This window comes from Streptomyces sp. NPDC001093 (assembly GCF_040298985.1).
GTDB lineage: Bacteria > Actinomycetota > Actinomycetes > Streptomycetales > Streptomycetaceae > Streptomyces.
In genome coordinates this window covers 1-21,939 of the sequence record NZ_JBEPBF010000018.1, presented here as the reverse complement: position 1 = coordinate 21,939, position 21,939 = coordinate 1, and the positions used below count along the sequence as shown (strand labels likewise).

The following is a 21,939-nucleotide window of genomic DNA, read 5'->3' as shown; positions in this document are numbered from 1 at the left end:
TGATCCCTCATGATCGCCGTCGCAACGTGCCTGGCGTCTCGGCAGCCGTGCCGGGACCGTGGCGGCTCGTCCGTGTGGCGACCGCGGCGAGGAGTGCCAGCACGACGACGGTGAACCACGTCGTCGCATCGGTCAGGCTCATGGACCGGCTGGCGACGCCCAGGCCGACGGGCAGCAGGGCCAGGCCGAGGTACGAGGCGAGGAACAGGCCGGCGAGGGCTTCGCCGCGCTGAGCCGGGGCGGCCATGGCGGCCACGTGTCCGACGGCGGATTTGAACAGCACACCGGCACCGGCTCCGGCGATGATCCCCGCGAGCAGGAACACGGGCAGGCTCCCAAGGCGCATACCGACTGCGAGTACGGTCATGCCCACCGCCTGGGCGAGCAGCCCGAGGTACCAGCGCGTCCGGGTGCCGAGCCGGCCGGTACCCGTCTGGGCCGCCGCGGCGGCTCCGAAAACCGCGAATACGACCAGTCCGGCCAACGCACGGGACGGCTGGTGCAGGACCCCGCCGAGGAAGCCTGGGACCACGGACGTGAAGAGCCCGAACACGGCCATGGACGTGAATCCGGCCGCGGCGGCGGCGAGATTTCCACGGTCGCCGTGCGCGGCCCGGACCCGTTGGGGCCGGTAGGCCGGCCTGACCGCGGGCTTGCGAACGGTCTCGGGGGTCAGAGCGATGGCAGCCACTCCGATCAGCAGCAGCAGGACGAAGACCGCATACGGCAGTGTGAGCGGCGCGACCAGGTACTGGGCGAGCACTCCCGCGGTGATGGGTCCCAGCCCGAGGCCACCGATGTTGGCGACGGTCGACACGATCTCGAACCGCCGCGTCGAGGCGCCGGGCAGGTGGGCGCTGTGCAACTCCTGCAGATACGCGGTGGCGGTCGCCGTCAGCATGCCGACGCCGAGACCGGTGACCAGCCGGGCGACGATCAGCACCGGCAGAGACGGCGTGGCCAGGAACAGCGCGGCTGCGAGCAGTTCCAGTGCCAGCGCCGAAGCCATGACCTTCTTGCGTCCCAGCCAGTCCGAGATGTGCCCGGCGAGCAATAGGCTGGTCAGGACCCCGATGGCGTAGACGGCGAACACGACGGTGACCGTGAAGGTCGAGAACCCGTCATGGGCCTGGTAGAGGGGATACAGCGGGGTGGGAACCGTGGAGAACGCCATCGCCGTCACGAACACCGCGGCGACCGTCCAGAACCCTGCGCCGTACCTGCGAGCGGCGTGTGCCTCCTCGTGCGGGCGGGCCTGTCGGGCGGATACAGGGTTCGCGTGCGGCTCCATGGCCGATGTCACTGACATCAGAGCACTCCGATCTTTGACGGTGGATTCCGTCGGCGGGGGAAGCAGGGGCGACCGCTCGTTCACCGCCGTTCGTGCCAACGCGCGGACGCGGCCGTTGTTTCCCATTGGAGAGTGATAGTCCAAGATGATGGTTATCGACGTAGGAGATAGCCGGCTCTCAGGCGGCCGACTGCGTCCCGCAACATGTCGTGCAGGCAAGGCGGCGCGTCACGACGACGAGGCCGATCACGCGCTTGCTGGGAGCTGGGGTGATCGTCGCATGGTCGGCGCACACGGCCAGACCGCAAAGGGAACATATGCCGATGGCGGCGCTGTCATCCCGCCCCGCTTGGGTGCACTCGTAGCACGTCATTTCTGCCTCCTATGAGGGATTCAGGTGATTCCGGTGGTAGTGGGCCAGGAATGCCGGCTCATCGGCGTCGTTCCTTCACGCCCGCTTTCAGGCGGCTGCCGAAGTCGGAGTCGGCACGGCGGAAGTTGTCGATCGCCCGCTCGACGATGTCGTCACGGTCGGCGGAGACGCCGGCCAAGGCGATGGCCAGGTTGTTGATCAGGCGCTCCTTCCCCTCCTGCGGCATCAGTCGGTAGAGGTTGCCCGCCTGGACGAAGTCGTCGTCCTGGGTGTGTGCCGGTGCGGCGTGGTTGCCGGTGAGCCCGGAGACCCCGGTGGCGGCCCACAGCGGCCGGTCGGTCTGGGCCGGGCCGTCGAAGCTGTTCGGCTCGTAGTTCTTCGAGCCGCTGTGCCGGCCGTCGTACAAGGCCCCGTCGCGGCCGTAGGTTCGAGCCTCGGTGGCGTGCGGGCGGTTCACCGGCAGTTGGTCGGCGTTGATACCGACGCGGTAGCGGTGGGCGTCGCCGTAGGCGAAGAGGCGGCCCTGGAGCATCTTGTCCGGGGAGGGACCGATGCCCGGCACGAAGTGCGCGGGTGAGAAGGCCGACTGTTCGACTTCGGCGAAGATGTTCCGCGGATTGCGGTTGAGCTCCAGTCTGCCGATCTCGATGGGCGGGTAGTCCTCGTGCGGCCAGACCTTGGTGAGGTCGAAGGGGTTGAAGCGGTAGGCGGCCGCGTCTGCCGCAGGCATGATCTGGACCTGGACCGTCCAGCTCGGGTACTCGCCGCGCTCGATCGCCTCGCGCAGGTCGCGCTGGTGACTGTCGGGGTCCTTCCCCGCGAGGATCTCGGCCTCGGCGGAGTCGAGGTTCTTGATGCCCTGGTTGGTCTTGAAGTGGTACTTGACCCAGAACGCCTGGCCAGCCTGGTTGTTCCACTGGTAGGTGTGCGAGCTGTAGCCGTTCATGTGGCGGTACGAGGCGGGGATGCCACGGTCGCCGAAGAGCCAGGTGACCTGGTGGGTGGACTCCGGGCTCAGGCCCCAGAAGTCCCATACGTTGTCCGGCTCTTGTGAGCCGGTGTGGGGGCCGCGCTTCTGGGTGTGGATGAAGTCCGGGAACTTGCTCGGGTCCTTGATGAAGAAGATCGGGGTGTTGTTGCCGATGAGGTCGTAATTGCCCTCCTCGGTGTAGAACTTGATCGCGAAGCCGCGCGGGTCCCGGACCGCGTCCGCCGAGCCGAGGCTGCCCGCCACCGTCGAGAAGCGGACGAACACCTCGGTCTGCTTGCCGATCTCCGAGAGGAACGCAGCCCGGGTGTACGTCGTCACATCGGCGGTGACGGTGAATGTGCCGTACGCACCGGCGCCGCGCGCGTGCACGATCCGCTCCGGGATGCGCTCACGGTTGAAGCGCGCCAGCTTCTCGAACAGTTGCTGATCCTGGACGAGCAGCGGCCCGCCGCGGCCGGCCGTCTCGGAGTTCTGATTGTCCGCGACAGGCGCACCGGCCTCGGTGGTGAGAAGGGGACGCCCTCCGTCTTGTGTGGTCACCTTGTGCCTCCGCTGGCATGGATCGTTGAGGAAACCGGCATCGGACATGACTGCCCTCTGCCTTCCGCGTCGTTTGCGGTGTCGTGTGTCTGCCTGGTTTCGCGGCCGCCGGGCCCGTGCGAACGTGTCAGACGTGGCGATGATGTCGCCGTTCGCCCGGTCTGACGCGGTGAGCGACGAGCGCGGCGACGTCGTCGTCGCGGGTGCCGGGAACGTAGGCGTTCATGTCGTGGTGGAGGTGGTGCAGGAGTTGGCGGGGTGGGGCCGAGGCCCATCTGCGGATGCGTTGGGCGAGGGGGTAGAAGGTGCCGGTCAGGTCGCGGCTTTCGCTGATGCCGTCGGTGTAGAGCAGCAGGCGGTCGCCCAGGCCGAAGGGGATGGTGTCGAGCTGGTAGTGGTCGCCCAGAAGGGCAGCCATGTTGATGGGCGGCGAGGGTGCGCTGGGTTCCACCTCGCGCACCTCGCCGTTGTGGAGCAGCAGCGGCGGTGGGTGTCCGCAGTTGACGAGGCGGGCGATGGGCTCCTCGGCCGGGATCTCGGCGAGCACGATGGTGACGAAGCGCTCGAGCGTGTCGTCGGTGAGGACCTCTTCGAAGTGTTCGTGCATGCTTGCTTCCAACATGTGTGCCAGATACGGCAGATCGGACGCGTCCCGCACATTCGCCCGGAAGGAGTTGAGCATCGTTGATGCGGCTTCGACGGCGGGAAGTCCTTTGCCGCGCACATCGCCGATGATCAGCCGTACGCCGTGCGGGGTCCGGCGCGCCTCGTAGAAGTCGCCGCCGATGCGGGCATGCGCGGCAGCGGCCTGGTAGATGGTCTCGATGTCGACGTGCCCGAGGTGGCGTGGGATCGGGGGCCGCAGTGCGTGCTGTGCGGTTTCCGCCACGCTGCGGACCGCAGCGAGGGTGCGCTCCCGGTGCTGCCGTACCCGACTGGCGTATGCAGCGGCCAGTGTGATGGCCGTGATCGCCACGACGGTGAACACACTGGGTGTCTGACCGAGACCGTGGTGGGTGGCGGCGAGGGCGATGCCGGCTGTCAGGGCCAGCAGTCCGATGACCAGCGTGCCGGCCACGGGCCACATGGCGGCGGCCAGCGCCGGCGCCACGCCGAGCAACCGGTTGAACTGCAGGTTGGGGGTGAGCAGATCCGCGGTCGTGTCCAGCGCGATCACCAGCAGAGGGGCGACGAGCATGGACTCGCAGGCGCCGCTCCTCTCCCGCATTCGCCCAGGAAGTCGTTTCGGGATGATCACCCGGGCGAGCGATGGGAGTTTGTTCCAGCGGGACGGGATGGGCCTTTCGGCCTGTACACCCATGGCTTCAGCTCCTCACGTCGAGTGGGACTGTTGGGTCCACACGGTCTTGCCGCGAGCGGTGAGGCGCGTCCCTTGGTGCTGTGTGAGCTCGGAGACGATGGACAGGCCGCGGCCGCCCTCGTCGCTCGGGCGGGCCTTGTGCAGACGGGGAACGGCACCGTTGGTGTCGGAGACTTCGCAGATGAGTGTGTGACCGTCGTTGATCAGGCGCAGTTCTGTCGGCCCGGTCGCGTAGCGGAGGGCATTGGTCACGAGTTCACTGACGATCAAGGCGGTGGTGGAAGCGAGTTCGTCGAGCGTCCATGTCGCCAACTGCCGGCGGGTCCAGGCGCGGGCAGCGGCGACGGCCGCAGGGTCGGACGGTACGGCCAGACTTGCGACGTTCTTCGCGTCCAAGGCCTGTGCACGGGCCACGAGCAGGGCCGGCTCATGGCCCGGGTCCACATCGCGACGGGCGCTCTCGATGATCTTCCGCACGTCGAGGCCGGACCGGTTCACCACCTCATGGAGGTGTTCCGTGGCAGCGTCGCCGTCGGGGTGGGCATCGTCGATGCCACCGCTCTTGAGGAGCAGGACGGTACCTGGGGGTACGTCGACCTCGGCGCTCTCGTAAGGATGCCCATCGGTACCCAGAGCCGGATGGCAGGGCAGGCCCGGCGCGCCGACAACACCGTCGGGGTGGATGATCACCAGCTGCGAACCGCCGGCCCGGGACGAGGTGCAGCGCCCGGTGACGGGGTCGTACACCACCAAGAGGCAACTGGCGCCTGCATACTTCACATCGGACGGGAGCCGGCCCGACATCAGGTGCTCCCCCAGGCGGGTCGCCATGTCCTCCAGGCGCGCGAGTATCTCGTCCGGCGCCAGGTCCTCCATGGCCAGCGTGATGATCATCGCTCTCAACTGGCTCATGCCGACCGCGGCATCGACGCCCCGACCTCGTGCGGCTCCCACCACCAGGGCCGCGCGTGCACCGGACAGCGGGATGATGTCGAACCACTCGCCTCCTGAGCCCTCCACCGGAAGCTCCCCTTCCGCAGCCTCGATCGCTCCGAAGGACGGAAGCGCCTCAGGAAGCAGCTGTCGCTGCAGGAGCTGGGCATGGACACGTCCCTGGATCCGGTCACGGACCGCGTCCAGACACTGCGCGGCCCGGTCCGCGAACCTGACGGCCGCCTGGAGGTCGTCCACGTCGAAGGGAGCGGACTCCGCCCGCCGATACAGGGCCACCAGGCCGAGAACGGCGTCCCCGACGATCAGGGGGATCACCATGGCGGAGTGGGCCCGCGCCTCCCGGATGCAGTGTGCGCGGGCAGGATCATGCACCGGCCACCGCCCGTCGCGGACCAGGTGGGCGATGAGGCGAGGGCGCAGATCGACGAGGGCCTGCCGGTAGGGGGTCGCACGCGGGATCCGGGACACGTCACCCACCGCGTACGCGGGCCTGACGTCGGTTCCCGGCTTGGACTGGAAGGCAGCACGTCGAAACAGTGTGCCGCTGGGCAGAGGGCGGGGTATGGACACGTCGCCGTGCAGTATCGGCTCCGACACCTCGATGGCGACGAAGTCGGCCAGTTCGGCCACCGCGGCATGAGCGAGCCTGTCTGCGGTCTGGAAGACGTCTGTGCTGTGCTGGTGCCGAGGGCGGGACTCTCCGACCCTGGGCGGATGCAGGTAACCACGATGATCGTCCTGTGTTGATTGGACACCGGTTCGCGAGGCGCCGAGCGCGAACCCACCTCATGAACGCCGTCGATGCGCCGCTGGTGGATGTGTGACCGCGCAGTGGTGCTGCTGGGGTCCGTTCCTCCTCTACCGCTGAACTCTGCGGTACTGGGGTTCCGGATCTTCTTGAGCTCCACTCTACTTTGTGGAGTGACTCCAGACAATGGAAACAGTTTAAGAACTTGACAAGATACTGGAATTGCCCCCGGGACGCACCATGAAGACGACGTGCCGCGATGCAACGCCGCGCACGAAACCAGCACTGACCGGTGCCAAAAGCGCGCAGCCCCAGACCTACGCCATGGCGGAGCGACGTTTCGACGTCACTCCGCCATGGGGAGTCCGGCATGGGGCGTATGTATCGCTGCGAGTCCGCGCCAGGAAGCGACGGGGTCCGGCAGTCACGCGGGGCGGCGTGGGACAGCGGGAGCCGCAGCCGACGAGGCGGGATCCGATCGACCGTCGACGTTCAGGATTCGCCGCCCGCAAGCGCGGCTTGGAGAGGAGGCCCAGGCGTCGCCGCATCTCGTGGACATGCGACGCCTGGGTCATGTGTCGGCGAGGCGATCAGCGCCGCTGGGCGGCGCAGCGCTCGCAGGTACCCCAGAAGGTGACTGCAGCTTCGTCGACCCGGTAGGAAACGGGCAGGTTGCTCTCAAGGCAGGGTGCCGCACCGACCACGCATTCCACATCGATGATGTCGCCGCAGAGGCGGCACACGAAGTGGTGGTGATTGTCGTTGCGTTCGGGTTCGTACCGTGCCGGCAGGCCCGCGATCTGGGTGCAGCGGATCATACCCGCCTCCGTCAGCACACGAAGGACGTTGTACGTGGCTTGCAGCGACAGTTGACCTGTCACCTGCTGCGCCCGGGCCCGAATGGCTTCGACCTCGGGATGCCCGGGCAGCTCCTCGACAGCGGCGAGTACGGCCATGCGCTGCGCAGTCACCCGAAGCTGCGCGTCGCGCAGACGCGTGGCAGCTCGGGCCATCGGCTCCTGTTCTGCTCGATCCCCGTCTGCTGTCGGGGCATGGCGGGCGTCTGGGTGTCCGGCGCCGGTCGGCATCGATCGATTCCTGGCCATCGCTGCCTCCAGAGTGTGCAGACTCGCCGTCGGAGTCGTTGCGCGCTTCATCCAGAATCTTTTATGTATCCAATCCTAGTTCTGGAGTGACTCAAGTCAATAGAGTCCTACTACTCAATGCCTGGCCGCGGCCAGTCATTCCGGACAGTCGGAGTTCTTGACGACCTCGACGAAGCCGGTGGGCCGGAGGCCGGGAGCGTAGAAAGTCGGCACATCCACCTTGATGTTCCCGAAGGCGGCGTCCGGCCGGTCCTCGATGCCCTCGGTGAACGCGGCAAGGATCCGGACCCCGGCCACCAGGGTCGGTGGGGCCATCGTCGAGCCTGTCGCGCCGGCGACATGGACCGCCGCACGGCCGGCCCAGAACGACAGCCAGGCCCGCGAGCCGGAGAAGACCGACCATCGTCGCCGCCACACCCAGCCCGGCACTCGTCGGCATGATCGGCGGGCTCGATGCGGTCCTCCGATCGGCGGCGCAGCACCCGGGCACACGCGGCAGGAACGCCATCGGTTGATGCGGCCCCGGTCAAAGGGGAGGGCAGGCGTGCCGACACAGCGACACGACTGAGCCGATTGCCGCGACCGACAGCTCGCGACGCCAGGGGGCCCGGGGATCCACACATACAGATCCCGAGCACCTCGAGCGCCCACGCGGCCGCGGTCTGCGCACGTGTCAGACAGCGAGACGGCCCGGGAGCGCATGTGGGCGACGTGAGACACCTCACCCCGCTAGTTCATCATTCAACCTCTTGCGCAGAAATATCTGGCTTGGAAGATTGATTGACATGGGCGTCCCACCCGGGGACGGATCCCGTCCTCACGAGACACCCGAGGAGGCCGCAATGCCGGCATCCGAGAACCGACCGCAGGGACTGCTCGCGCGGATCGGCCGCTTCTTCGGCCGGCCCTCCGGCAGGCACGCAGGACGCGTGTCCCTGCTCCTTTCAGAACAAGAGGAACCCATCATGTTCAACATCGCCAATGTCAAGGCCGCCCCCAGCCCGGATCTGCTGACCCCTGAGAACTCGGTGATGCTGTTCGTCGACCACCAGCCGCAGATGTTCTTCGGGACCGCCAGCGGCGACCGCACCGCGATCGTCAATGCCACCGTGGGCCTGGCGAAGGCGGCCAAGGCGTTCGGTGTGCCGACGGTGCTGACCACCGTGGCCGCCGAGTCCTTCTCCGGCCCGCTCCTGCCTCAGCTGGCCGAGGTCTTCCCCGGTCAGGAGATCATCGACCGCACCACGATGAACGCCTGGGAGGACAACGCGGTCGTCGAGGCGATCAAGGCCACCGGCCGCCGGAAGATCGTCATCTCGGGCCTGTGGACCGAGGTGTGCATCGTTCTCCCCGTGCTGTCCGCCCTCGGGCAGGGCTACGAGGTGTACGTCGTGGCCGACGCCTCCGGCGGTGTCACCCCGCAGGCTCACGAGCACGCCATCGAGCGGATGGTCAATGCCGGTGCCGTGCCGGTGACTTGGATCCAGGTCCTGCTCGAGCTGCAGCGCGACTGGGCCCGTGCCGAGACGTACCTCCCTGTCATGGAGATCGTCAAGGAGCACGGCGGCGCCTACGGTCTCGGCGTCGTCTACGCCCAGTCCGTCATCGGCGCCCACGCCGCGGGCTGATCCACCGGGTCGCCGGCCCGAGGGCGCCCCGCCCCTGGGCCGGCACCGGCCCGCAGCCAAAGACCTCGAAGTACCCGCCGTCCGGGGATGCAGCGGCGCAGAGGTCATCCCGCGTCCCAGAAGCAGCGGGCCTGCCACCTAGCGGCCGGCCCATGGACGGCCCACGTTCGCGTGCGCGAGCAATCCGAACCCGGCATGGGCCGTGACCCAAGGAAACGACAGTGAACCTCAATCATTCCTCGGCGCCCGGCGCGTCGGGCGGTCGTGAGCCGCTACTGCCGGCCCTGATGACCGTGACGGCGGTGAGCGGGCTCATCGACGCGGTCAGCTATCTGGGGCTGGGCCATGTCTTCACCGCGAACATGACCGGCAACGTGGTCATCATCGGCTTCGCCGCCGCCGGCGTCCCCGGCTTCTCGGTGCTCGGCTCGCTGGTGTCGCTGGCCGCCTTCCTTCTCGGGGCGGGGGCGGCCGGCCGTCTGGCAACCGTGATGGGTCACTGGACGTCGCCGAGCCGGCTGCGCTGCATCCTGCTGCTGGAAACGGTGCTGCTGGCCACGGCCACCACGGTCGCCTTTGTCGCGAGCCATGCGCTCCATGCGCTCATCGCCCTGATCGCACTGGCCATGGGCCTGCGCAACGGGACGGTTCGCAAACTCGCCGTTCCGGATGTGACCACGACAGTGCTGACCCTGACGCTGACCGGACTGGCATCCGACTCGACTCCGGCAGGCGGTACCAATCCGCGTGCCGGGCGTCGGCTGGCCTCGGTGCTGGCGATGCTGGTAGGCGCGTTCGGCGGAGCCCTGCTCGTGCAGCACACGGGGCTCGGCTGGCCTCTGCTGGCAAGCACATTCGGTACCGCTGCCGCCGTCCTGGCCGTACCACGCGGCCCGTCCGCGGGCTGACTCAAGCCCGCCTGCCAGTCCCCCTCACTGCGGCCCCGGTAGCCGCTTCACCCCCCACACCCCCCATTTTTTGGGCTTGCTCATTGGAGATGATTTCCATGGCCACTATGCCCGTGGCTGGCCTCCCCCCGGTCAGCGACGACCACGTCGCCGACCTCGTGATCCGCAACGCCAAGCTCTACACCGGCGACCCGACAAACCCCCAGGCCAGCGCCGTCGCCATCAAGGACGGCAAGGTCACCGTGGTCGGTGACGACAACGACGTCGCCCGACTGATCAGCGGCCGGACCCGAGTGGTCGACGCGCTGGGCCGCCGGGTCGTGCCCGGCCTCAACGACTCCCACCTGCACGTGATCCGCGGCGGCCTGAACTACGTCCTTGAACTGCGCTGGGACGGCGTACCGACGCTGCGTCAGGCACTGGCGATGCTGCGCGAGCAGGCCGCCCGCACCCCCAAGGGGCAGTGGGTCAGGGTGGTCGGCGGATGGTCGGCGGACCAGTTCGCCGAGAAGCGCCTGCCGACCCTGGCCGAGCTGAACGCGGCCGCTCCGGACACACCGGTGTTCGTGCTGCACCTGTACCAGTCCGCCCTGATGAACCGTGCGGCGCTGAAGGCGGCGGGATACACCAAGGCCACACCCGACCCCAAGGGCGGCCAGCTCGTGCGCGGCCGTGACGGGGAGCCGACCGGCATGCTCCTGGCCGCCCCCAGCGCGCTGATCCTGTACTCCACCCTCGCCGCGGCACCGACCCTGCAGGGCGAGGACCTGAAGACCTCCACCCGCCACTTCCTGCGCGAGCTGAACCGATTCGGTCTCACCTCGGCCATCGACGCGGCCGGCGGCTTCCAGAACTTCCCCGACAACTACGGCACCGTCATCGACCTCGCCAAGGCCGGCCAGCTGTCGCTGCGCATCGCCTACCACCTCTTCCCGCAGACCCCGGGACAGGAGATCGACGACCTCAAGCGCTGGATCGACATGGTCAAGCCCGGAGACGGCGACGCATGGCTCCGGCTCAACGGCGCCGGAGAGAACCTGACTTGGTCGGCTGCCGACTTCGAGAACTTCACCGAGCCCAGGCCCGAGCTGGCCGCGGGCTACGAGGGCGACTTCGAGAAGGCCGTACGGCTGCTGATGGAGAACGGCTGGGGCTTCCGGCTGCACGCCACCTACGACGAGACGATCCGCCGCGACCTCGCGGTCTTCGAGAAGCTCGCCGCCGAGGGCCTCTTCCCCGCCGGCAACCGCTGGCTGTTCGACCACGCGGAGACCGTCTCGGGCGAGAGCCTGGACCGCGTCGCGGCACTGGGCGGCGCCATGTCGGTCCAGAACCGCATGTCCTTCCAGGGCGAGGCGTTCGTACGCCGCTACGGCGCCGCTGCCGCTGCAGCCGCACCCCCGGTGCGCGCCATGCTGGAGCGCGGCCTGACCGTCGGCGCCGGCACGGACGCCACCCGGGTGTCCTCCTACAACCCGTGGGTCGCGCTGCACTGGCTCGTCTCCGGCCGGACCATCGGCGACCTGACGATCTACCCGCCGGAGAACCGCGTCAGCCGGGAGACGGCACTGACCATGTACACCCAGGCCGGCGCCAAACTCACCGGTGAGCAGGACGTCAAGGGCATCCTCAAGCCCGGCTTCTACGGCGACCTCGCCGTCCTCTCCGACGACTTCTTCACCGTCCCGGAGCAGGACATCCCGCACATCGAGTCCCTCCTGACCGTCACCGGCGGACGCATTGTGTACGCCGCAGGCGAGTACGAAGGTCTGGACGAGGCGATACCGGCGATCAGCCCGGCTTGGAGTCCGGTCGCCCACTACGGGGGCTACCAGGCCACCGTCAAGCCCAGCATCTCGGGCGCGCGACAGGCGGAGCTGCTCGGCCAGGCCGTCGCCGAGTCCGAGCAGCACCGGCACTGGCGCGCCCAGCGCGGCTTCGCGCCGGAGGCTCCGACCGAGATCTTCGACACCTGCTTCGTGCTCTGAGGCACCGCAACCGACCTCTACCGCACCACCCACCACGCACGAGGAGAGTGTGATGAACACCGGACTGCTCATCCTGAGGCTGGTCGTCGGCCTGCTGTTCGCCGGGCATGGGATCCAGAAGGTCAGCCACCGCCTGGGAGGTCACGGGATCGAGGGTGGAGCTGCGGAGTTCCGAGCGGACGGGTTCCGTGGCGGCCGGCTCACTGCGGCCGCCGCGGGCCTGGGACAGATCACCGCAGGTCTGCTGCTCAGCGCGGGAGCGCTCACCCCTTTGGCGGCCACCATCTCGGCGGGAGTCATGACGGTCGCGGCCACGGTGAAGTGGCGCAACGGGCTCTGGGTGCAGCACGACGGGTACGAGTACCCGCTCGTCCTGACCGTCCTGCCGGCCGTGCTGACGCTCACCGGGCCCGGCCGCTGGTCGGTCGACCAGGCCATCGGCCTGCTTCCCTGGGCCCCCTGGTGGGCGGCCTCGGCCGTCGGCCTCGGCATTCTCAGCGGGCTGACGACCCGCGCCGTCCTGGCACGGCCGGGCCTGCCCGTCTGAGTCATCAGGAACATCTGCGCCGCCGGCGCGTTGAGACTGGCATGGAGAGAGAGACGAGAGGGCGGCGGAGGGCGGAGCCCACGCCGCCCTCCGCCAATGGCGACGTCCGTAGTGGCGGCGAGAGCATCGACCGTGAGCTGCTCGACGGGTGGATGTTGGTGATGCAGGGCTTCCAGGCCACGCAGGACTCTCTCGCGAGCGAACTGGCCGAGCGCTTCAACCTCCGCCATGGCGCCGCCGAGGTTCTGGTGCGCTTGCTCACCGCGCCCAAGAACCGGATGCCGATGACACGCCTGGCACACGAGACACGCATGTCCAGTGGCGGGTTCACCAAGCTTGCCGACCGGCTCTGTGCGGCCGGTCTGACTCGGCGTATGACCTGTGAGGAAGACCGGCGCCTCATCTACCTCGAACTGACGGACCTGGGCAAGGACACGGCCCGGGCCGTCTCCGAGGCCGTTACGGGGATACTGCGCGACCGAGTCCTCGCCCCTCTCGGCCGCGACGGGTTGGGCAAGCTCGCCGATGCCATGCGCGCGGTGCGCGACGCCAATGACGATCCCGGGAAGTGACGTCGGCACGCGGAACGTCCGAGGACAGAAACGTCGTCTGCGAATGCACTTCCTCATGAGTGAAGCGCAATTACGGAGTTGCGGTGGAGGAAGGCGACGTCAGGCTGACCGTTCCGAGTATTCCGAATCCGCACCGACGCCTTCGTCATGGTGGTCCACCGGCCCGATAAGTGCCTCACTGATCTCACGCAATTGCTCAACCTGGGCAGGCGTCAAACGGTCGAGGAAATGAGAGCGCACGCAGGCGAGCTGGAGGGGAGCTGCGGCCCGCAAGGCATCTCTTCCCGCACCGGTCAACCGCGCCAGGACGATGCGGCGGCTGACGGGATCCGGTACCCGCACCACCCAGCCGTGCTCCCGTGTGCGGTCCACCAGATGGGAGAGTCTGCTGGTCGATATGCCCATCCGCCGGGCCAACTTGGTCAGGCCCAGTTGCCCCTCAGGGGCTTCCGCCAGCCAAGAGAGCATCTCATAGTGGATCTGCCACATGCCGGTCTCACGTCGAATTTCCTGTCCGACCTGCTCGGTCAGCCACCGTGCCGCACTACTGAAGACGCGCACAGAGTGCTGCGCGTCAACGCCGGCCGATTCAATGCTCTCCACAAGGACTCCTTGAATTTCGCGACACCCCTCAGTGTAATTTAATGTTGAACCAAATGGGAGTGTGACGTACGCACTTGGTCATACGCCTTTCCCGGTCACCAGCACGGCATGGGCGATTCCGGTGAGGTTGCCCTGTGCGACGAGGATCTCCTTGCGGTCCGATCCGTCGAGGCCGGCGGTGTAGATGCTGCCGCCCAGGTCGGTCACGTACATACGGCCGCCGTCCGGGTCGAGGGTGATGCCGATGCCTTCCATCAGGTGGGTGAGGAGGATCTCGGGCGAACGTACTGCGTTCCGCGGGTGCATGGGTGCGCGGTTCACTGTGTTGCCCCGGGGCGGGTCGCCGCGGTCCGTCCAGTACAACAGGCGCTGCGCGTGATCGAGTTCGAGGTCGATCGGCTCCGGCAGCCCTTCGAAGAGCACTTCGATGTCGCTGCGTTCGGCCGCGCTCTGCCCCTCGGGAAGGTCGATTCCGGCCCGCAGGATCTTCCCCTCCCCCGCATCGCTCGGGCCCTTCTGGGACCAGTAGAGATGTCCGCCGGCCGGGTCGACGGCGACTCCCACGCACCACCTTCTCTCGTCCTGGCGGTCGTCGGCTCCCTGTCCCGTCTGCACGAGTGTCTCGACGTTCGAGCCGTCGAGTTCGCAGCGCATCACGCGCATGCCCTCACGATCACCCCAGTACAGCTTCCGGCCCACGGCCTCGAAGTGGAGCTGCTTCGGGGTGTGCGTGACGCCGCTCGGCACGATCGTCGTCCGGTTGCCTCCGTCCAGGTCCACACGCTCGATCGAGCCGTCGTTCTCCCCCGGCACACCCATGTTCGTCCAGTAGACGTGCCCGGCCGCCACATCGACCGCCACCCCGTCAGGAACCCTGCACCCGGTGACGAGGACCGTCTTGCCCGAGCCGTCGGGATGCACGCAGAACAGCCGGCCGCCACCGCTGGCTTCGAGTACGAACAGCCTTTCCTGCCGCTGCGTCATGCCCCCTCCTCTGTCACGGGGTCGGCTGTGGACCCCGGGGCGGAGGAGTCATGCCGGGCGCGCACGGCCAGCAGGGCCGAGAGCATCGCGTCGCGCCGGTCGGCCAGCTCGTCGACCGAGTGGCCGCCCGCCTCATCGAGGACTCCGGCCACGATCGTCTGCTGGAGCTCGGGTGTGAACTCCGGGGTGCCCAGGTCCTGCCAGGACGCCACCATCCGCGGCATGAGCGTCTCCATGAAGTGCTGGATGCCGCCCTCGCCTCCGCCCAGATGCCACAGCAGATGGGGTCCCATGACACCCCATCTGAGCCCCGGGCCCCAGGACACCGCGTCGTCGGAGTCGGCCACGTCGAGCACGCCCTCCTGGACCAGGTACACCACCTCGCGGTACAGGGCGACCTGGATGCGGTTGGCGACGTGCCCGGGAAGTTCCTTCTTGAGGTGGACCGGCTTCTTGCCGATCGCGGCGTAGAACGTCATGACGTCCTGGATCGTCTCGGGAGCGGTCCTCGTGCCGCCGACGACCTCGACCAGAGGGATGATGTGCGGCGGGTTGAAGGGATGCCCGATGACGGTCCGCTCCGGGCGCCGGCACTCGGCCTGGATGACGCTCATCGTGATGCCCGATGAACTCGACGCGAGAATCGCGTCCGGCGGCGTGGCCTCGTCGATGTCGGCGAACAGCTTCACCTTGAGCTCCGGCCGCTCTGGTGCGTTCTCCTGGACGAAGTCGGCGTCCGCGACGGCCTGACGCAGGTCGGCGGTGAAGCTCAGCCGGTCGGGCGAAGCCCCGGGCGCGAGCCCGATCGAGGCGGCCGCGTCCCAGGCCGCCTCCACGTACGACCGCAGAGCCGTCTCCGCGGTGGGGGCGGGATCGGTCGCCGTGACGTCGAAGCCGCGCGCGAGATAGTGCGTCGCCCAGCTCGCACCGATCGTGCCGGTCCCGACGATCGCCACGCGCTGGACAGGCCTGTGCTCATTCATGACTGGCTCACCGTTCCTGAGGGAATCGGACACGGGCGGTAGGGGGCTGACGTGACCGGCATCAACGGCCGTGCCAGACGGGTGCGCGCTTCTCGGCGAACGCCCGTGCGCCTTCCCTGGCGTCCTCGCTGGTGGCCAGCCCGCTGGTGATCTCGTCCTGGCGTGTGAACGCGTCGCTCTCGTTCAGGCCCTGGGTTTCGCGCAGGACCTCCTTGACGGCTGCGAGCGCCAGCGGTGCGTTCCCCGCGACGCGCCCCGCCAGTTCCCGGGCCACAGCCAACGCGCTGCCGGGTGGGGTCAGTTCGTTGACGAGCCCGTACTGCTTGGCTTCCGCGGCGGTCAGCGGCTCGCCGGTGAGCAGTACGCGCGCGGCGACGTGGTACGGAAGGCGGCGCGGCAGCCGGACCAGTCCGCCCTCTGCCGCCACGAGACCACGGGTTGTCTCGGGAAGCCCGAACCGGGCGTCCTCCGCGGCGACGATCAGATCGCAGGCGAGCACCATCTCGAAGCCGCCGCCGAGCGCCCAGCCCTCGACCGCGGCGATCAGCGGCTTGCGCACCGCCGCGCGGGTGAGCCCGCCGAATCCCCGGCCGGGGAGCACCGGCAGCTCCCCCTTGGTGAAGGCTTTCAGGTCCATGCCGGCGCTGAACACCCCGCCGACGCCCGTGAGAACGCCGACCGAGAGTTCCGGGTCCGCGTCGAGCAGATCCACGGCCGCCGCGAGTTGTACCGCGACCTCGTGGTCGACGGCGTTCTTCTGTGCCGGACGGTTGATGGTGACGGTCAGCACGCCGCCGCGGCGCTCGTGCAGCACCATGGCGGCTGCTTCGGGCGCCGTGCTCATTGCGGCGCCTGCGCTTGCGTCGGGCCGGGAATCGCTCCCTGGGCGCGCAGTTCGGCGATGTCGGCAGGGCCGAATCCCAGCTCGGCGAGGATTCCGTCGTTGTGCTCACCCAGGTCCGGGGCCCGCTTCGCCGGGACTTTCTCGACGCCTCGCACGGTGACCGGGCTGTTGATGGTGTACTCCAGCCCGCTGACCCCTGCCAGCGGCACGACGATGTCGTTCGCGCGCAGCTGCGGGTCCTGTGCTGCCTGCTCGGGCGTCTGGATAAGGCTGTAGGTGACGCGTTCCCGGGTCAGGGCGTCCTTCCAGTGGGCGAACGGGCGTGAGCGGAACTCGGCGTCGAGCAGTTCCGTCAGCGCGGCGGAGTTCTTGACGAAGCCCTCGATGCTGGCGAAACGGGGGTCCTCGAGGAGCTCGGGATGCCCGATGGCCCGCGTGAGTCCCGGCCAGTGCGGGGGTGAGGCGACCAGCATGAACCACTCGTCGTCCGCGGTTCGGTAGGGATTGATCAGGGGGTTCGCCGGTGCCTTCCGGTCGTGCAGCTCGAACGGGGTACCGCCGGCGAGCGCGCCGGCCACGAGTGTTCCCGTCGCCCATACGCCTGCGGCGAGCAGCGACGTCCCGACACTGGCCCCTTGTCCCGTCCGCTCGCGGCGGTACAGGGCGGTCACGATCGCGGCGTAGATCGCGATCGCCGACATGTAGTCACCGCTGCCCCAGACCGGCACCGTCGGCGGTGCTCCCGCGTCCCGGGTGGAGGCCAGCAGCCCGCTGCGCGACCAGGCGGCGGTGAGGTCGAAGCCGGGCAGCCCGGCGTCGGGACCGGCATCCCCGAAGCCGGTGATGTCGGCGTAGACGACTCTCGGGTTCCAGCCCGAGACCTCCTCGTAGCCGAGGTGCAGCTTCTCGCGCGTGCCGTGCGGGAAGTTGGTGATCACCACGTCGGCCCACTGGACGAGCCGCTTGAGAACCTCGGTGGCCGCCGGGGACTTCAGGTCGAGCACCATGCCCCGCTTGTTGCGGTTGGCGAGGTGCCAGCTGTAGTTGGCCTCGGCCCGGGGGCTGGGCGGCACGGAGCTGAGCCGCCGCTGGGGGTCCCCCTTGTCCGGTGGCTCGATCTTGATGACGTCCGCTCCGAAGTCGGAGAGTACGGTGGCCGAGGCCGGTCCCGCGATGAAGCTCGACGCGTCGAGGACCTTCAAGCCGGTGAAGACGGATTCGGTGGTCATGGTCATCACCTCACGAAGGCGCTCAGGCCGCCGGTCACGGCACGTCCGACGATGAGGGTCTGGATCTCCCGTGTGCCCTCGTACGAGTAGATGGCCTCCGCGTCGGCAACGAAGCGGCCGATCTTGTAGTCGAGGACGATCCCGTTGCCGGCCATCAGCTCCCGCGCCCACCCGACGTTCTCGCGCATCCGCACGGTGCACTGAGCCTTCGCCAGCGCGGACTGCTCGTCCCGGTACACCCCGGCGTCCTGCAACTGGGCCAGTCGCGTCACCATCCCGCAGGATGCCGTGGCGTTGCCGAGCATCTTCACCAGCAGGTCCTGCACGAGCTGGAAGCCTCCGATGGGGCGACCGAACTGCTCGCGCTCCTTCGCGTAACTCAGGGCGATCTCGTAGGCGCCGAACATCACTCCCACCGCCTGCCACGCCACGCCGCTGCGCGTCTGGCGCAGGATCTTGGCGGTGTCCTTGAAGGAGTTCGCGTTCTGTAGCCGGTTGGACTCCGGGACGCGGCAGCCGTCGAGCACGATGTCGGCGTTCTGCACGATCCGCAGCGCCATCTTGTTCTCGATCTTCGTCGCGGTGAACCCGGGGGTGTCCCTCTCCACGACGAATCCCAGCACATGCTGCGTCTCGACGTCGCGGGCCCAGATGACGACCAGGTCGGCGAACGTCGCGTTGCCGATCCATCGCTTGGCTCCGTCGATGACCCATCCATCGCCGTCACGTCGCGCGGTCGTCCGCAGGCCGCCCGCCACGTCGGATCCGCCGTGCGGCTCGGTCAGCCCGAAGGCGCCGATGTTTTCGAAGCGGCTCATCGCCGGCAGCCACCGCCGCTTCTGCTCGTCGGAGCCGCAGGCGAGGATGGTGCCCATGGCCAGACCTGTGTGCACGCCGAAGAACGTCGCCAAGGACGCGTCGAAGTGTGCGAGCTCCAGCGCGGTGAAGCCAGAGAAGAGGTTGCTCGGCCTGGATTCCGGGGAGTCGGGGTCGGCCCATTCCATCAAGCCCAGCTTCCCGAAGCCCTCCACCAGCTGGAAGGGGAACTCGGCCCGGGCCCAGTAGTCGTCGACGAGCGGGGCGGCCTGCGTGCGCAGGAATTCGCGCAAGGATGCGATCTTCCCCCGTTCCTTCTCCGACAGCAGTTCCTCATGGGCGTAGAAGTCGGCGGGCAGCAGCCCTGCGTCCAGGTAGGGACCGGACGGTGTCGGCAAGGTCGTCGTACCGCTCATGGCAATCTCCCTCAAACGCAGTGGGCATGGCTCGCAGGTCCGTGCCCTGGAGCCGACTTCTGCGCGGCGAATCGGTTCTCTGCCTCGATTGAACGAGGAGCCGGGGCCGGTTCCCCGGCCCCTCGCCGCTGCGGGGTGCCTTTGCCACCGCGTATCACCCCAGTGGCCCGCCGCAGCCCGGTGAGACAGAGGCGCGGGGCGCGCAGCATCAGCCCATCGAGTCTGTACAAGATCCGCCCAGGCCCCACCACGGCGGCTTCTGGCATGGCCTCGCGAAATGCCTGCGCCAGACCCGGCCCGCGTCTCTTCCTCGGCTGCCTGGTGGGAGCCGGTGAGTCGGCCGCCGTGCCGACGCAGCTGTTCCTCCAAGGAAGCCAGCAGGAACGTCTCGAGGCAGTGGTCGGGATGCGCCCCGTCCCGGCAGGCATCCGCAGCGTCGGCTACCGCCAAGGCGACCGCGAACTGGCCGTCAAGGACCAGAGGCTGGCATGAACACCCAAAGATTCCTCGTCCCCACCCTGCGGGCGGCGACCGCCGCAACCCTCGCCGCGGGCGGATACATCCACGCCCAGCTCTACATCGACGGGTACCGCTTCATCCACATCATTGGCCCCCTGTTCCTGCTCCAGGCCAGCGCGTCCTTCGCCCTCGCTGCCCTGCTGCTGATCGGGACACCGCCCCCGCTGCTGAGGGTCTCCGAGGCAGGCGTCGCGCTCGGCGCCCTCGGCGGCTTCACCGCTTCGCGCACCATTGGCGTGTTCGGATTCACCGAGCGCGGTCTGCAACCGGCACCACAAGCCGTCCTCAGCCTCCTCGCCGAAACCGGCACGCTGCTGCTCCTCGCCGTCTGGCAAGTGAGCGCGACCAGACAACGCCGCGCTGCCCGACGGGCCGTCAGTACACCCATCCGGAACCGATACATCACCCGCACACCACCCAACTGAACCACCACCACGACGGGTCACGTCCGCTGGAGTGGTGTGCTGACGGCCACTCGGTGATCTCGTTTCGAGGCTATGCGGTCCTACCTTGTTCCTGGGTTGGAGGGGCCATCGTAAGGTCCAGAGACTCAGAGGCACTGGGTATGGCTTCTATGCGGTTGCCCTCGATGGTTCTACTCACCTGGCTGCCCGGTGTCTCACGACGACTCGGCCGCTGATCAGGAGCTGCGACCGCCTTCGGGTGGATCGCTGAGTAGGACCGCGCCGGCGAGGTCGTCCGGGAGAACAGCGCATCGAGCGACCGGAGGAACTGGTGGTCCAGATCTGGGCGGGTACGGACATCGGCAAGACCCATCACCATTGCGTGGTTCTGAACGCGGAGGGCGAACGACTGCTGTCGCGGCGTGTCCTGAACGACGAGCCGGAGCTGCTGGCCCTGCTCGCCGACGTACTTGCCCTCGATGTGGATGTGGTCTTGGCGGTCGACGTCGCCGATGGCATGGCCGCCTTGTGGATCAGCGTGCTGCTCAACCACGGCCAGCGCCTCGTCTACATGCCCGGCCTGGCCGTCAACCGGGCCTCGGCCGGCTACCGGGGCATGGGCAAGACCGACGCCAAGGACGCCACCGTCATCGCCGATCAGACATCCGCCTGGATGCGTCGCGATCTGACGGTCCTGCGGTCGGACGACGAACAAGCCATCGCGGGCGAAGGCGGTGGCCCGATGTCAGTCCCGCTTCATCAGCGCGCGCAGTCCCTCGGTGTCGACGAGGTGGGCGCGGGAGGGAAACACCTTGTCCAGCAGGATGCGGTGGACGTCTTGGTCGCGGTCGGCGACGCCGTCGGTCAGGACGTACACGCGGTAGTCGCGGTCGGCGGCGTCGATAAGTGTGGACAGGACGACGCCGCTGGTGCTGATGCCGGCCAGGATCAGCGTGTCGATGCCGCGGGAGGAGAGCTGCTCGTAGAGATCGGTGGTGGAGCCGGCCCCGTAGCGGATCTTGCGGACGACGATGTCGCCGTCCTCGGGGGTCAGGCGGTCGTGGATCCGGGTGATGCCGTCCTCGTGATGCATACCGCGGGCCGCGGCTACCGCGCTGAACGACTTGTTCGTTTCGGGAATCGCCGCCCAGTCCTCCTCGGTGAAGGCGACGCGGACGTGGCCGATGGTGCCGCCCGCGGCGCGGAAGTCGGCGATTGCATCTGCGACCCGGTCGACGAGCGCGTCAGCGTCGGGAGCGAGAGGAACGATGCCGTTCTGAAAGTCCATGGCCAGCAGTGCGGTCCGCTTGGCTATCGGGGCGGGGAGGATGGGGGTGGTCATGTGTGGTGCTCCTTGCGGATGTTGAGCCGGGGTTCGGGAAGGGGCGTGTCGGTCAGGATGTTGTGACGCGGCGCATGAGGCGGCGGTCGAGCACGGTCAGGAGGAGGACGGCGACACCCGCCACCACCAGGACGAGGCCGAGGGAATGCAGACCCTGGTCACTTGCGCCGTCGCGGAAGACGATGCCGCCGATCACGGACGACGTGATGGTGCCGAGGTAGCCGAAGGTGCGGAACAGGCCGGAGGCGGTGCCGATCTGGTCGGCGGGCGCCGCTTGATAGAGCGCTGTCTGGTTGCCGACGGTCGTGGTCGCGCTGGTGACGCCGAAGACGAGCGAGACCAGCACGAGCGCGATGACCGGGCTGCCGGAGTCGAGCAGCATGATGCCGGCCGATCCGAGCAGCATGCTCAGTGCGGAGGCGATCACCGGTCCACGGACCAGGTTGCGGCGGGCGAGTGGCCGGGAGAGCAGGGCGGAAACGGCTCCCATCGGCAGCAGCATCAGGCCCGTCTCCAGAGTGGACAGACCGTAGGCGGCTTCCATCCACTGGGTCAGGCCGAACATCATCGAGTAGACGCCGAGCAGAGTGAGGGCCTGGCGCAGGTAGGTGCGGGCCAGGGCACCGTTGGAGGCCAGGCCCCGCAGGTCGAAGAAGGGCGCAGAGCGGCGCAACTCCCACCAGGCGGTGAAGGCCGCGGCCACGAGGAAGACAATCAGAGCAGCCCACGTGACGTGTGGCAGGGGCATCAGGAAGACGACCAGAGAAGTCATCGTGGTGGCGAAGCCGATGATGCCGAACAGGTCGATTCGCGCGGCGATCTGACGCAATCC

At 68.3% G+C, this 21,939-nt stretch carries 22 protein-coding genes and 1 pseudogene; 8 read left to right on the top strand and 15 right to left on the bottom strand.

The genetic code is table 11. The features are described from left to right. Window positions 1-7: 7 nt before the first annotated feature. The 7 genes from ABT288_RS11850 to ABT288_RS11820 all read right to left on the bottom strand — a co-directional run bounded on the left by ABT288_RS11850 (window position 8) and on the right by ABT288_RS11820 (window position 7,753). The gene (locus ABT288_RS11850) at window positions 8-1,309 is read right to left on the bottom strand and encodes an MFS transporter (protein WP_351605492.1); all 1,302 of its coding nucleotides are present in this window, start codon (window positions 1,307-1,309) and stop codon (window positions 8-10) included. Window positions 1,310-1,469: 160 nt separating this feature from the next. Continuing rightward, a complete protein-coding gene (locus tag ABT288_RS11845) occupies window positions 1,470-1,664 on the bottom strand; it encodes a DUF2180 family protein (protein ID WP_351605489.1) in 195 nt (64 codons plus the stop codon). A 58-nt stretch (window positions 1,665-1,722) separates the two neighbouring features. After that, window positions 1,723-3,195, bottom strand: a complete 1,473-nt coding sequence (locus ABT288_RS11840) for a catalase (protein WP_351605487.1) — start codon at window positions 3,193-3,195, stop codon at window positions 1,723-1,725. A 127-nt stretch (window positions 3,196-3,322) separates the two neighbouring features. Next, on the bottom strand, window positions 3,323-4,423 hold the full coding sequence (locus ABT288_RS11835) for a PP2C family protein-serine/threonine phosphatase (RefSeq protein ID WP_351605484.1): 1,101 nt from the start codon (window positions 4,421-4,423) through the stop codon (window positions 3,323-3,325). Window positions 4,424-4,528: 105 nt separating this feature from the next. After that, on the bottom strand, window positions 4,529-6,100 hold the full coding sequence (locus ABT288_RS11830; RefSeq protein WP_351605482.1) for an ATP-binding SpoIIE family protein phosphatase: 1,572 nt from the start codon (window positions 6,098-6,100) through the stop codon (window positions 4,529-4,531). 708 nt (window positions 6,101-6,808) lie between these two features. Then, entirely contained in the window at window positions 6,809-7,231 is a 423-nt protein-coding gene (locus tag ABT288_RS11825; RefSeq protein WP_351605480.1) for a Fur family transcriptional regulator, read from the bottom strand. Between the two features lie 228 nt (window positions 7,232-7,459). Continuing rightward, a complete protein-coding gene (locus tag ABT288_RS11820; protein WP_351605478.1) occupies window positions 7,460-7,753 on the bottom strand; it encodes a hypothetical protein in 294 nt (97 codons plus the stop codon). A 536-nt stretch (window positions 7,754-8,289) separates the two neighbouring features. On the opposite strand from ABT288_RS11820, the gene ABT288_RS11815 reads away from it, so the two are divergent. The 5 genes from ABT288_RS11815 to ABT288_RS11795 all read left to right on the top strand — a co-directional run bounded on the left by ABT288_RS11815 (window position 8,290) and on the right by ABT288_RS11795 (window position 12,967). Further along, complete coding sequence (locus tag ABT288_RS11815; protein WP_228626459.1) at window positions 8,290-8,952, top strand: hydrolase; 663 nt, start codon at window positions 8,290-8,292, stop codon at window positions 8,950-8,952. A gap of 287 nt (window positions 8,953-9,239) precedes the next feature. Further along, a complete protein-coding gene (locus tag ABT288_RS11810; protein WP_351605476.1) occupies window positions 9,240-9,860 on the top strand; it encodes a YoaK family protein in 621 nt (206 codons plus the stop codon). A gap of 98 nt (window positions 9,861-9,958) precedes the next feature. Then, window positions 9,959-11,848, top strand: a complete 1,890-nt coding sequence (locus tag ABT288_RS11805; protein WP_351605474.1) for an amidohydrolase — start codon at window positions 9,959-9,961, stop codon at window positions 11,846-11,848. A 52-nt stretch (window positions 11,849-11,900) separates the two neighbouring features. After that, entirely contained in the window at window positions 11,901-12,395 is a 495-nt protein-coding gene (locus ABT288_RS11800; RefSeq protein ID WP_351605471.1) for a DoxX family protein, read from the top strand. Window positions 12,396-12,436: 41 nt separating this feature from the next. Next, a complete protein-coding gene (locus ABT288_RS11795) occupies window positions 12,437-12,967 on the top strand; it encodes a MarR family winged helix-turn-helix transcriptional regulator (protein ID WP_351605468.1) in 531 nt (176 codons plus the stop codon). 99 nt (window positions 12,968-13,066) lie between these two features. On the opposite strand, the gene ABT288_RS11790 is transcribed toward ABT288_RS11795, so the two are convergent. From ABT288_RS11790 to ABT288_RS11765, 6 genes are all read right to left on the bottom strand, one after another. Beyond that, complete coding sequence (locus tag ABT288_RS11790) at window positions 13,067-13,570, bottom strand: MarR family winged helix-turn-helix transcriptional regulator (RefSeq protein ID WP_351605465.1); 504 nt, start codon at window positions 13,568-13,570, stop codon at window positions 13,067-13,069. Window positions 13,571-13,648: 78 nt separating this feature from the next. Next, window positions 13,649-14,554 carry a 3-hydroxyacyl-CoA dehydrogenase gene (locus tag ABT288_RS11785; RefSeq protein ID WP_351605462.1) on the bottom strand — a complete coding sequence of 302 codons (906 nt, stop codon included), beginning with the start codon at window positions 14,552-14,554 and terminating at the stop codon, window positions 13,649-13,651. Continuing rightward, window positions 14,551-15,537, bottom strand: coding sequence for a 3-hydroxyacyl-CoA dehydrogenase NAD-binding domain-containing protein (locus ABT288_RS11780; RefSeq protein ID WP_351605460.1), 987 nt, complete (start codon window positions 15,535-15,537; stop codon window positions 14,551-14,553). Before ABT288_RS11780 ends, ABT288_RS11785 begins: the two co-directional genes overlap by 4 nt. A 61-nt stretch (window positions 15,538-15,598) precedes the next feature. After that, window positions 15,599-16,381, bottom strand: a complete 783-nt coding sequence (locus ABT288_RS11775) for a crotonase/enoyl-CoA hydratase family protein (protein ID WP_351605457.1) — start codon at window positions 16,379-16,381, stop codon at window positions 15,599-15,601. Beyond that, the gene (locus ABT288_RS11770; RefSeq protein ID WP_351605454.1) at window positions 16,378-17,610 is read right to left on the bottom strand and encodes a CaiB/BaiF CoA transferase family protein; all 1,233 of its coding nucleotides are present in this window, start codon (window positions 17,608-17,610) and stop codon (window positions 16,378-16,380) included. The genes ABT288_RS11775 and ABT288_RS11770 overlap by 4 nt, the downstream gene beginning before the upstream one ends. A 5-nt stretch (window positions 17,611-17,615) precedes the next feature. Then, on the bottom strand, window positions 17,616-18,842 hold the full coding sequence (locus tag ABT288_RS11765) for an acyl-CoA dehydrogenase family protein (RefSeq protein WP_351605451.1): 1,227 nt from the start codon (window positions 18,840-18,842) through the stop codon (window positions 17,616-17,618). 264 nt (window positions 18,843-19,106) lie between these two features. Between ABT288_RS11765 and ABT288_RS11760 the strand changes: the two genes are divergently transcribed. From ABT288_RS11760 to ABT288_RS11750, 3 genes and pseudogenes are all read left to right on the top strand, one after another. After that, window positions 19,107-19,334, top strand: a complete 228-nt coding sequence (locus tag ABT288_RS11760) for a hypothetical protein (protein WP_351605449.1) — start codon at window positions 19,107-19,109, stop codon at window positions 19,332-19,334. Continuing rightward, a complete protein-coding gene (locus ABT288_RS11755) occupies window positions 19,331-19,786 on the top strand; it encodes a hypothetical protein (RefSeq protein WP_351605446.1) in 456 nt (151 codons plus the stop codon). Before ABT288_RS11760 ends, ABT288_RS11755 begins: the two co-directional genes overlap by 4 nt. Before the next feature lie 310 nt (window positions 19,787-20,096). Next, window positions 20,097-20,486 (top strand): annotated as a pseudogene (locus tag ABT288_RS11750) (IS110 family transposase); the annotation flags it as partial. Window positions 20,487-20,510: 24 nt separating this feature from the next. On the opposite strand, the gene ABT288_RS11745 reads toward ABT288_RS11750, so the two are convergent. Both ABT288_RS11745 and ABT288_RS11740 read right to left on the bottom strand, forming a co-directional pair. Next, window positions 20,511-21,107, bottom strand: a complete 597-nt coding sequence (locus tag ABT288_RS11745) for a cysteine hydrolase family protein (protein ID WP_351562526.1) — start codon at window positions 21,105-21,107, stop codon at window positions 20,511-20,513. Window positions 21,108-21,159: 52 nt separating this feature from the next. After that, the coding region (locus ABT288_RS11740; RefSeq protein ID WP_351605443.1) for an MFS transporter at window positions 21,160-21,939 on the bottom strand (780 nt) is incomplete at its 5' end.

What these genes read in the sequence shown, in the direction of transcription:
- ABT288_RS11850 (WP_351605492.1), bottom strand. Translation starts at nt 1,309, where the DNA reads ATGTCAGTGACATCGGCCATGGAGCCGCACGCGAACCCTGTATCCGCC.
- ABT288_RS11845 (WP_351605489.1), bottom strand. Translation starts at nt 1,664, where the DNA reads ATGACGTGCTACGAGTGCACCCAAGCGGGGCGGGATGACAGCGCCGCC.
- ABT288_RS11835 (WP_351605484.1), bottom strand. Translation starts at nt 4,423, where the DNA reads ATGCGGGAGAGGAGCGGCGCCTGCGAGTCCATGCTCGTCGCCCCTCTG.
- ABT288_RS11825 (WP_351605480.1), bottom strand. Translation starts at nt 7,231, where the DNA reads ATGGCCCGAGCTGCCACGCGTCTGCGCGACGCGCAGCTTCGGGTGACT.
- ABT288_RS11815 (WP_228626459.1), top strand. Translation starts at nt 8,290, where the DNA reads ATGTTCAACATCGCCAATGTCAAGGCCGCCCCCAGCCCGGATCTGCTG.
- ABT288_RS11810 (WP_351605476.1), top strand. Translation starts at nt 9,240, where the DNA reads ATGACCGTGACGGCGGTGAGCGGGCTCATCGACGCGGTCAGCTATCTG.
- ABT288_RS11805 (WP_351605474.1), top strand. Translation starts at nt 9,959, where the DNA reads ATGGCCACTATGCCCGTGGCTGGCCTCCCCCCGGTCAGCGACGACCAC.
- ABT288_RS11800 (WP_351605471.1), top strand. Translation starts at nt 11,901, where the DNA reads ATGAACACCGGACTGCTCATCCTGAGGCTGGTCGTCGGCCTGCTGTTC.
- ABT288_RS11795 (WP_351605468.1), top strand. Translation starts at nt 12,437, where the DNA reads ATGGAGAGAGAGACGAGAGGGCGGCGGAGGGCGGAGCCCACGCCGCCC.
- ABT288_RS11785 (WP_351605462.1), bottom strand. Translation starts at nt 14,554, where the DNA reads ATGACGCAGCGGCAGGAAAGGCTGTTCGTACTCGAAGCCAGCGGTGGC.
- ABT288_RS11780 (WP_351605460.1), bottom strand. Translation starts at nt 15,537, where the DNA reads ATGAATGAGCACAGGCCTGTCCAGCGCGTGGCGATCGTCGGGACCGGC.
- ABT288_RS11775 (WP_351605457.1), bottom strand. Translation starts at nt 16,381, where the DNA reads ATGAGCACGGCGCCCGAAGCAGCCGCCATGGTGCTGCACGAGCGCCGC.
- ABT288_RS11770 (WP_351605454.1), bottom strand. Translation starts at nt 17,610, where the DNA reads ATGACCACCGAATCCGTCTTCACCGGCTTGAAGGTCCTCGACGCGTCG.
- ABT288_RS11765 (WP_351605451.1), bottom strand. Translation starts at nt 18,842, where the DNA reads ATGAGCGGTACGACGACCTTGCCGACACCGTCCGGTCCCTACCTGGAC.
- ABT288_RS11760 (WP_351605449.1), top strand. Translation starts at nt 19,107, where the DNA reads ATGGCCTCGCGAAATGCCTGCGCCAGACCCGGCCCGCGTCTCTTCCTC.
- ABT288_RS11755 (WP_351605446.1), top strand. Translation starts at nt 19,331, where the DNA reads ATGAACACCCAAAGATTCCTCGTCCCCACCCTGCGGGCGGCGACCGCC.
- ABT288_RS11745 (WP_351562526.1), bottom strand. Translation starts at nt 21,107, where the DNA reads ATGACCACCCCCATCCTCCCCGCCCCGATAGCCAAGCGGACCGCACTG.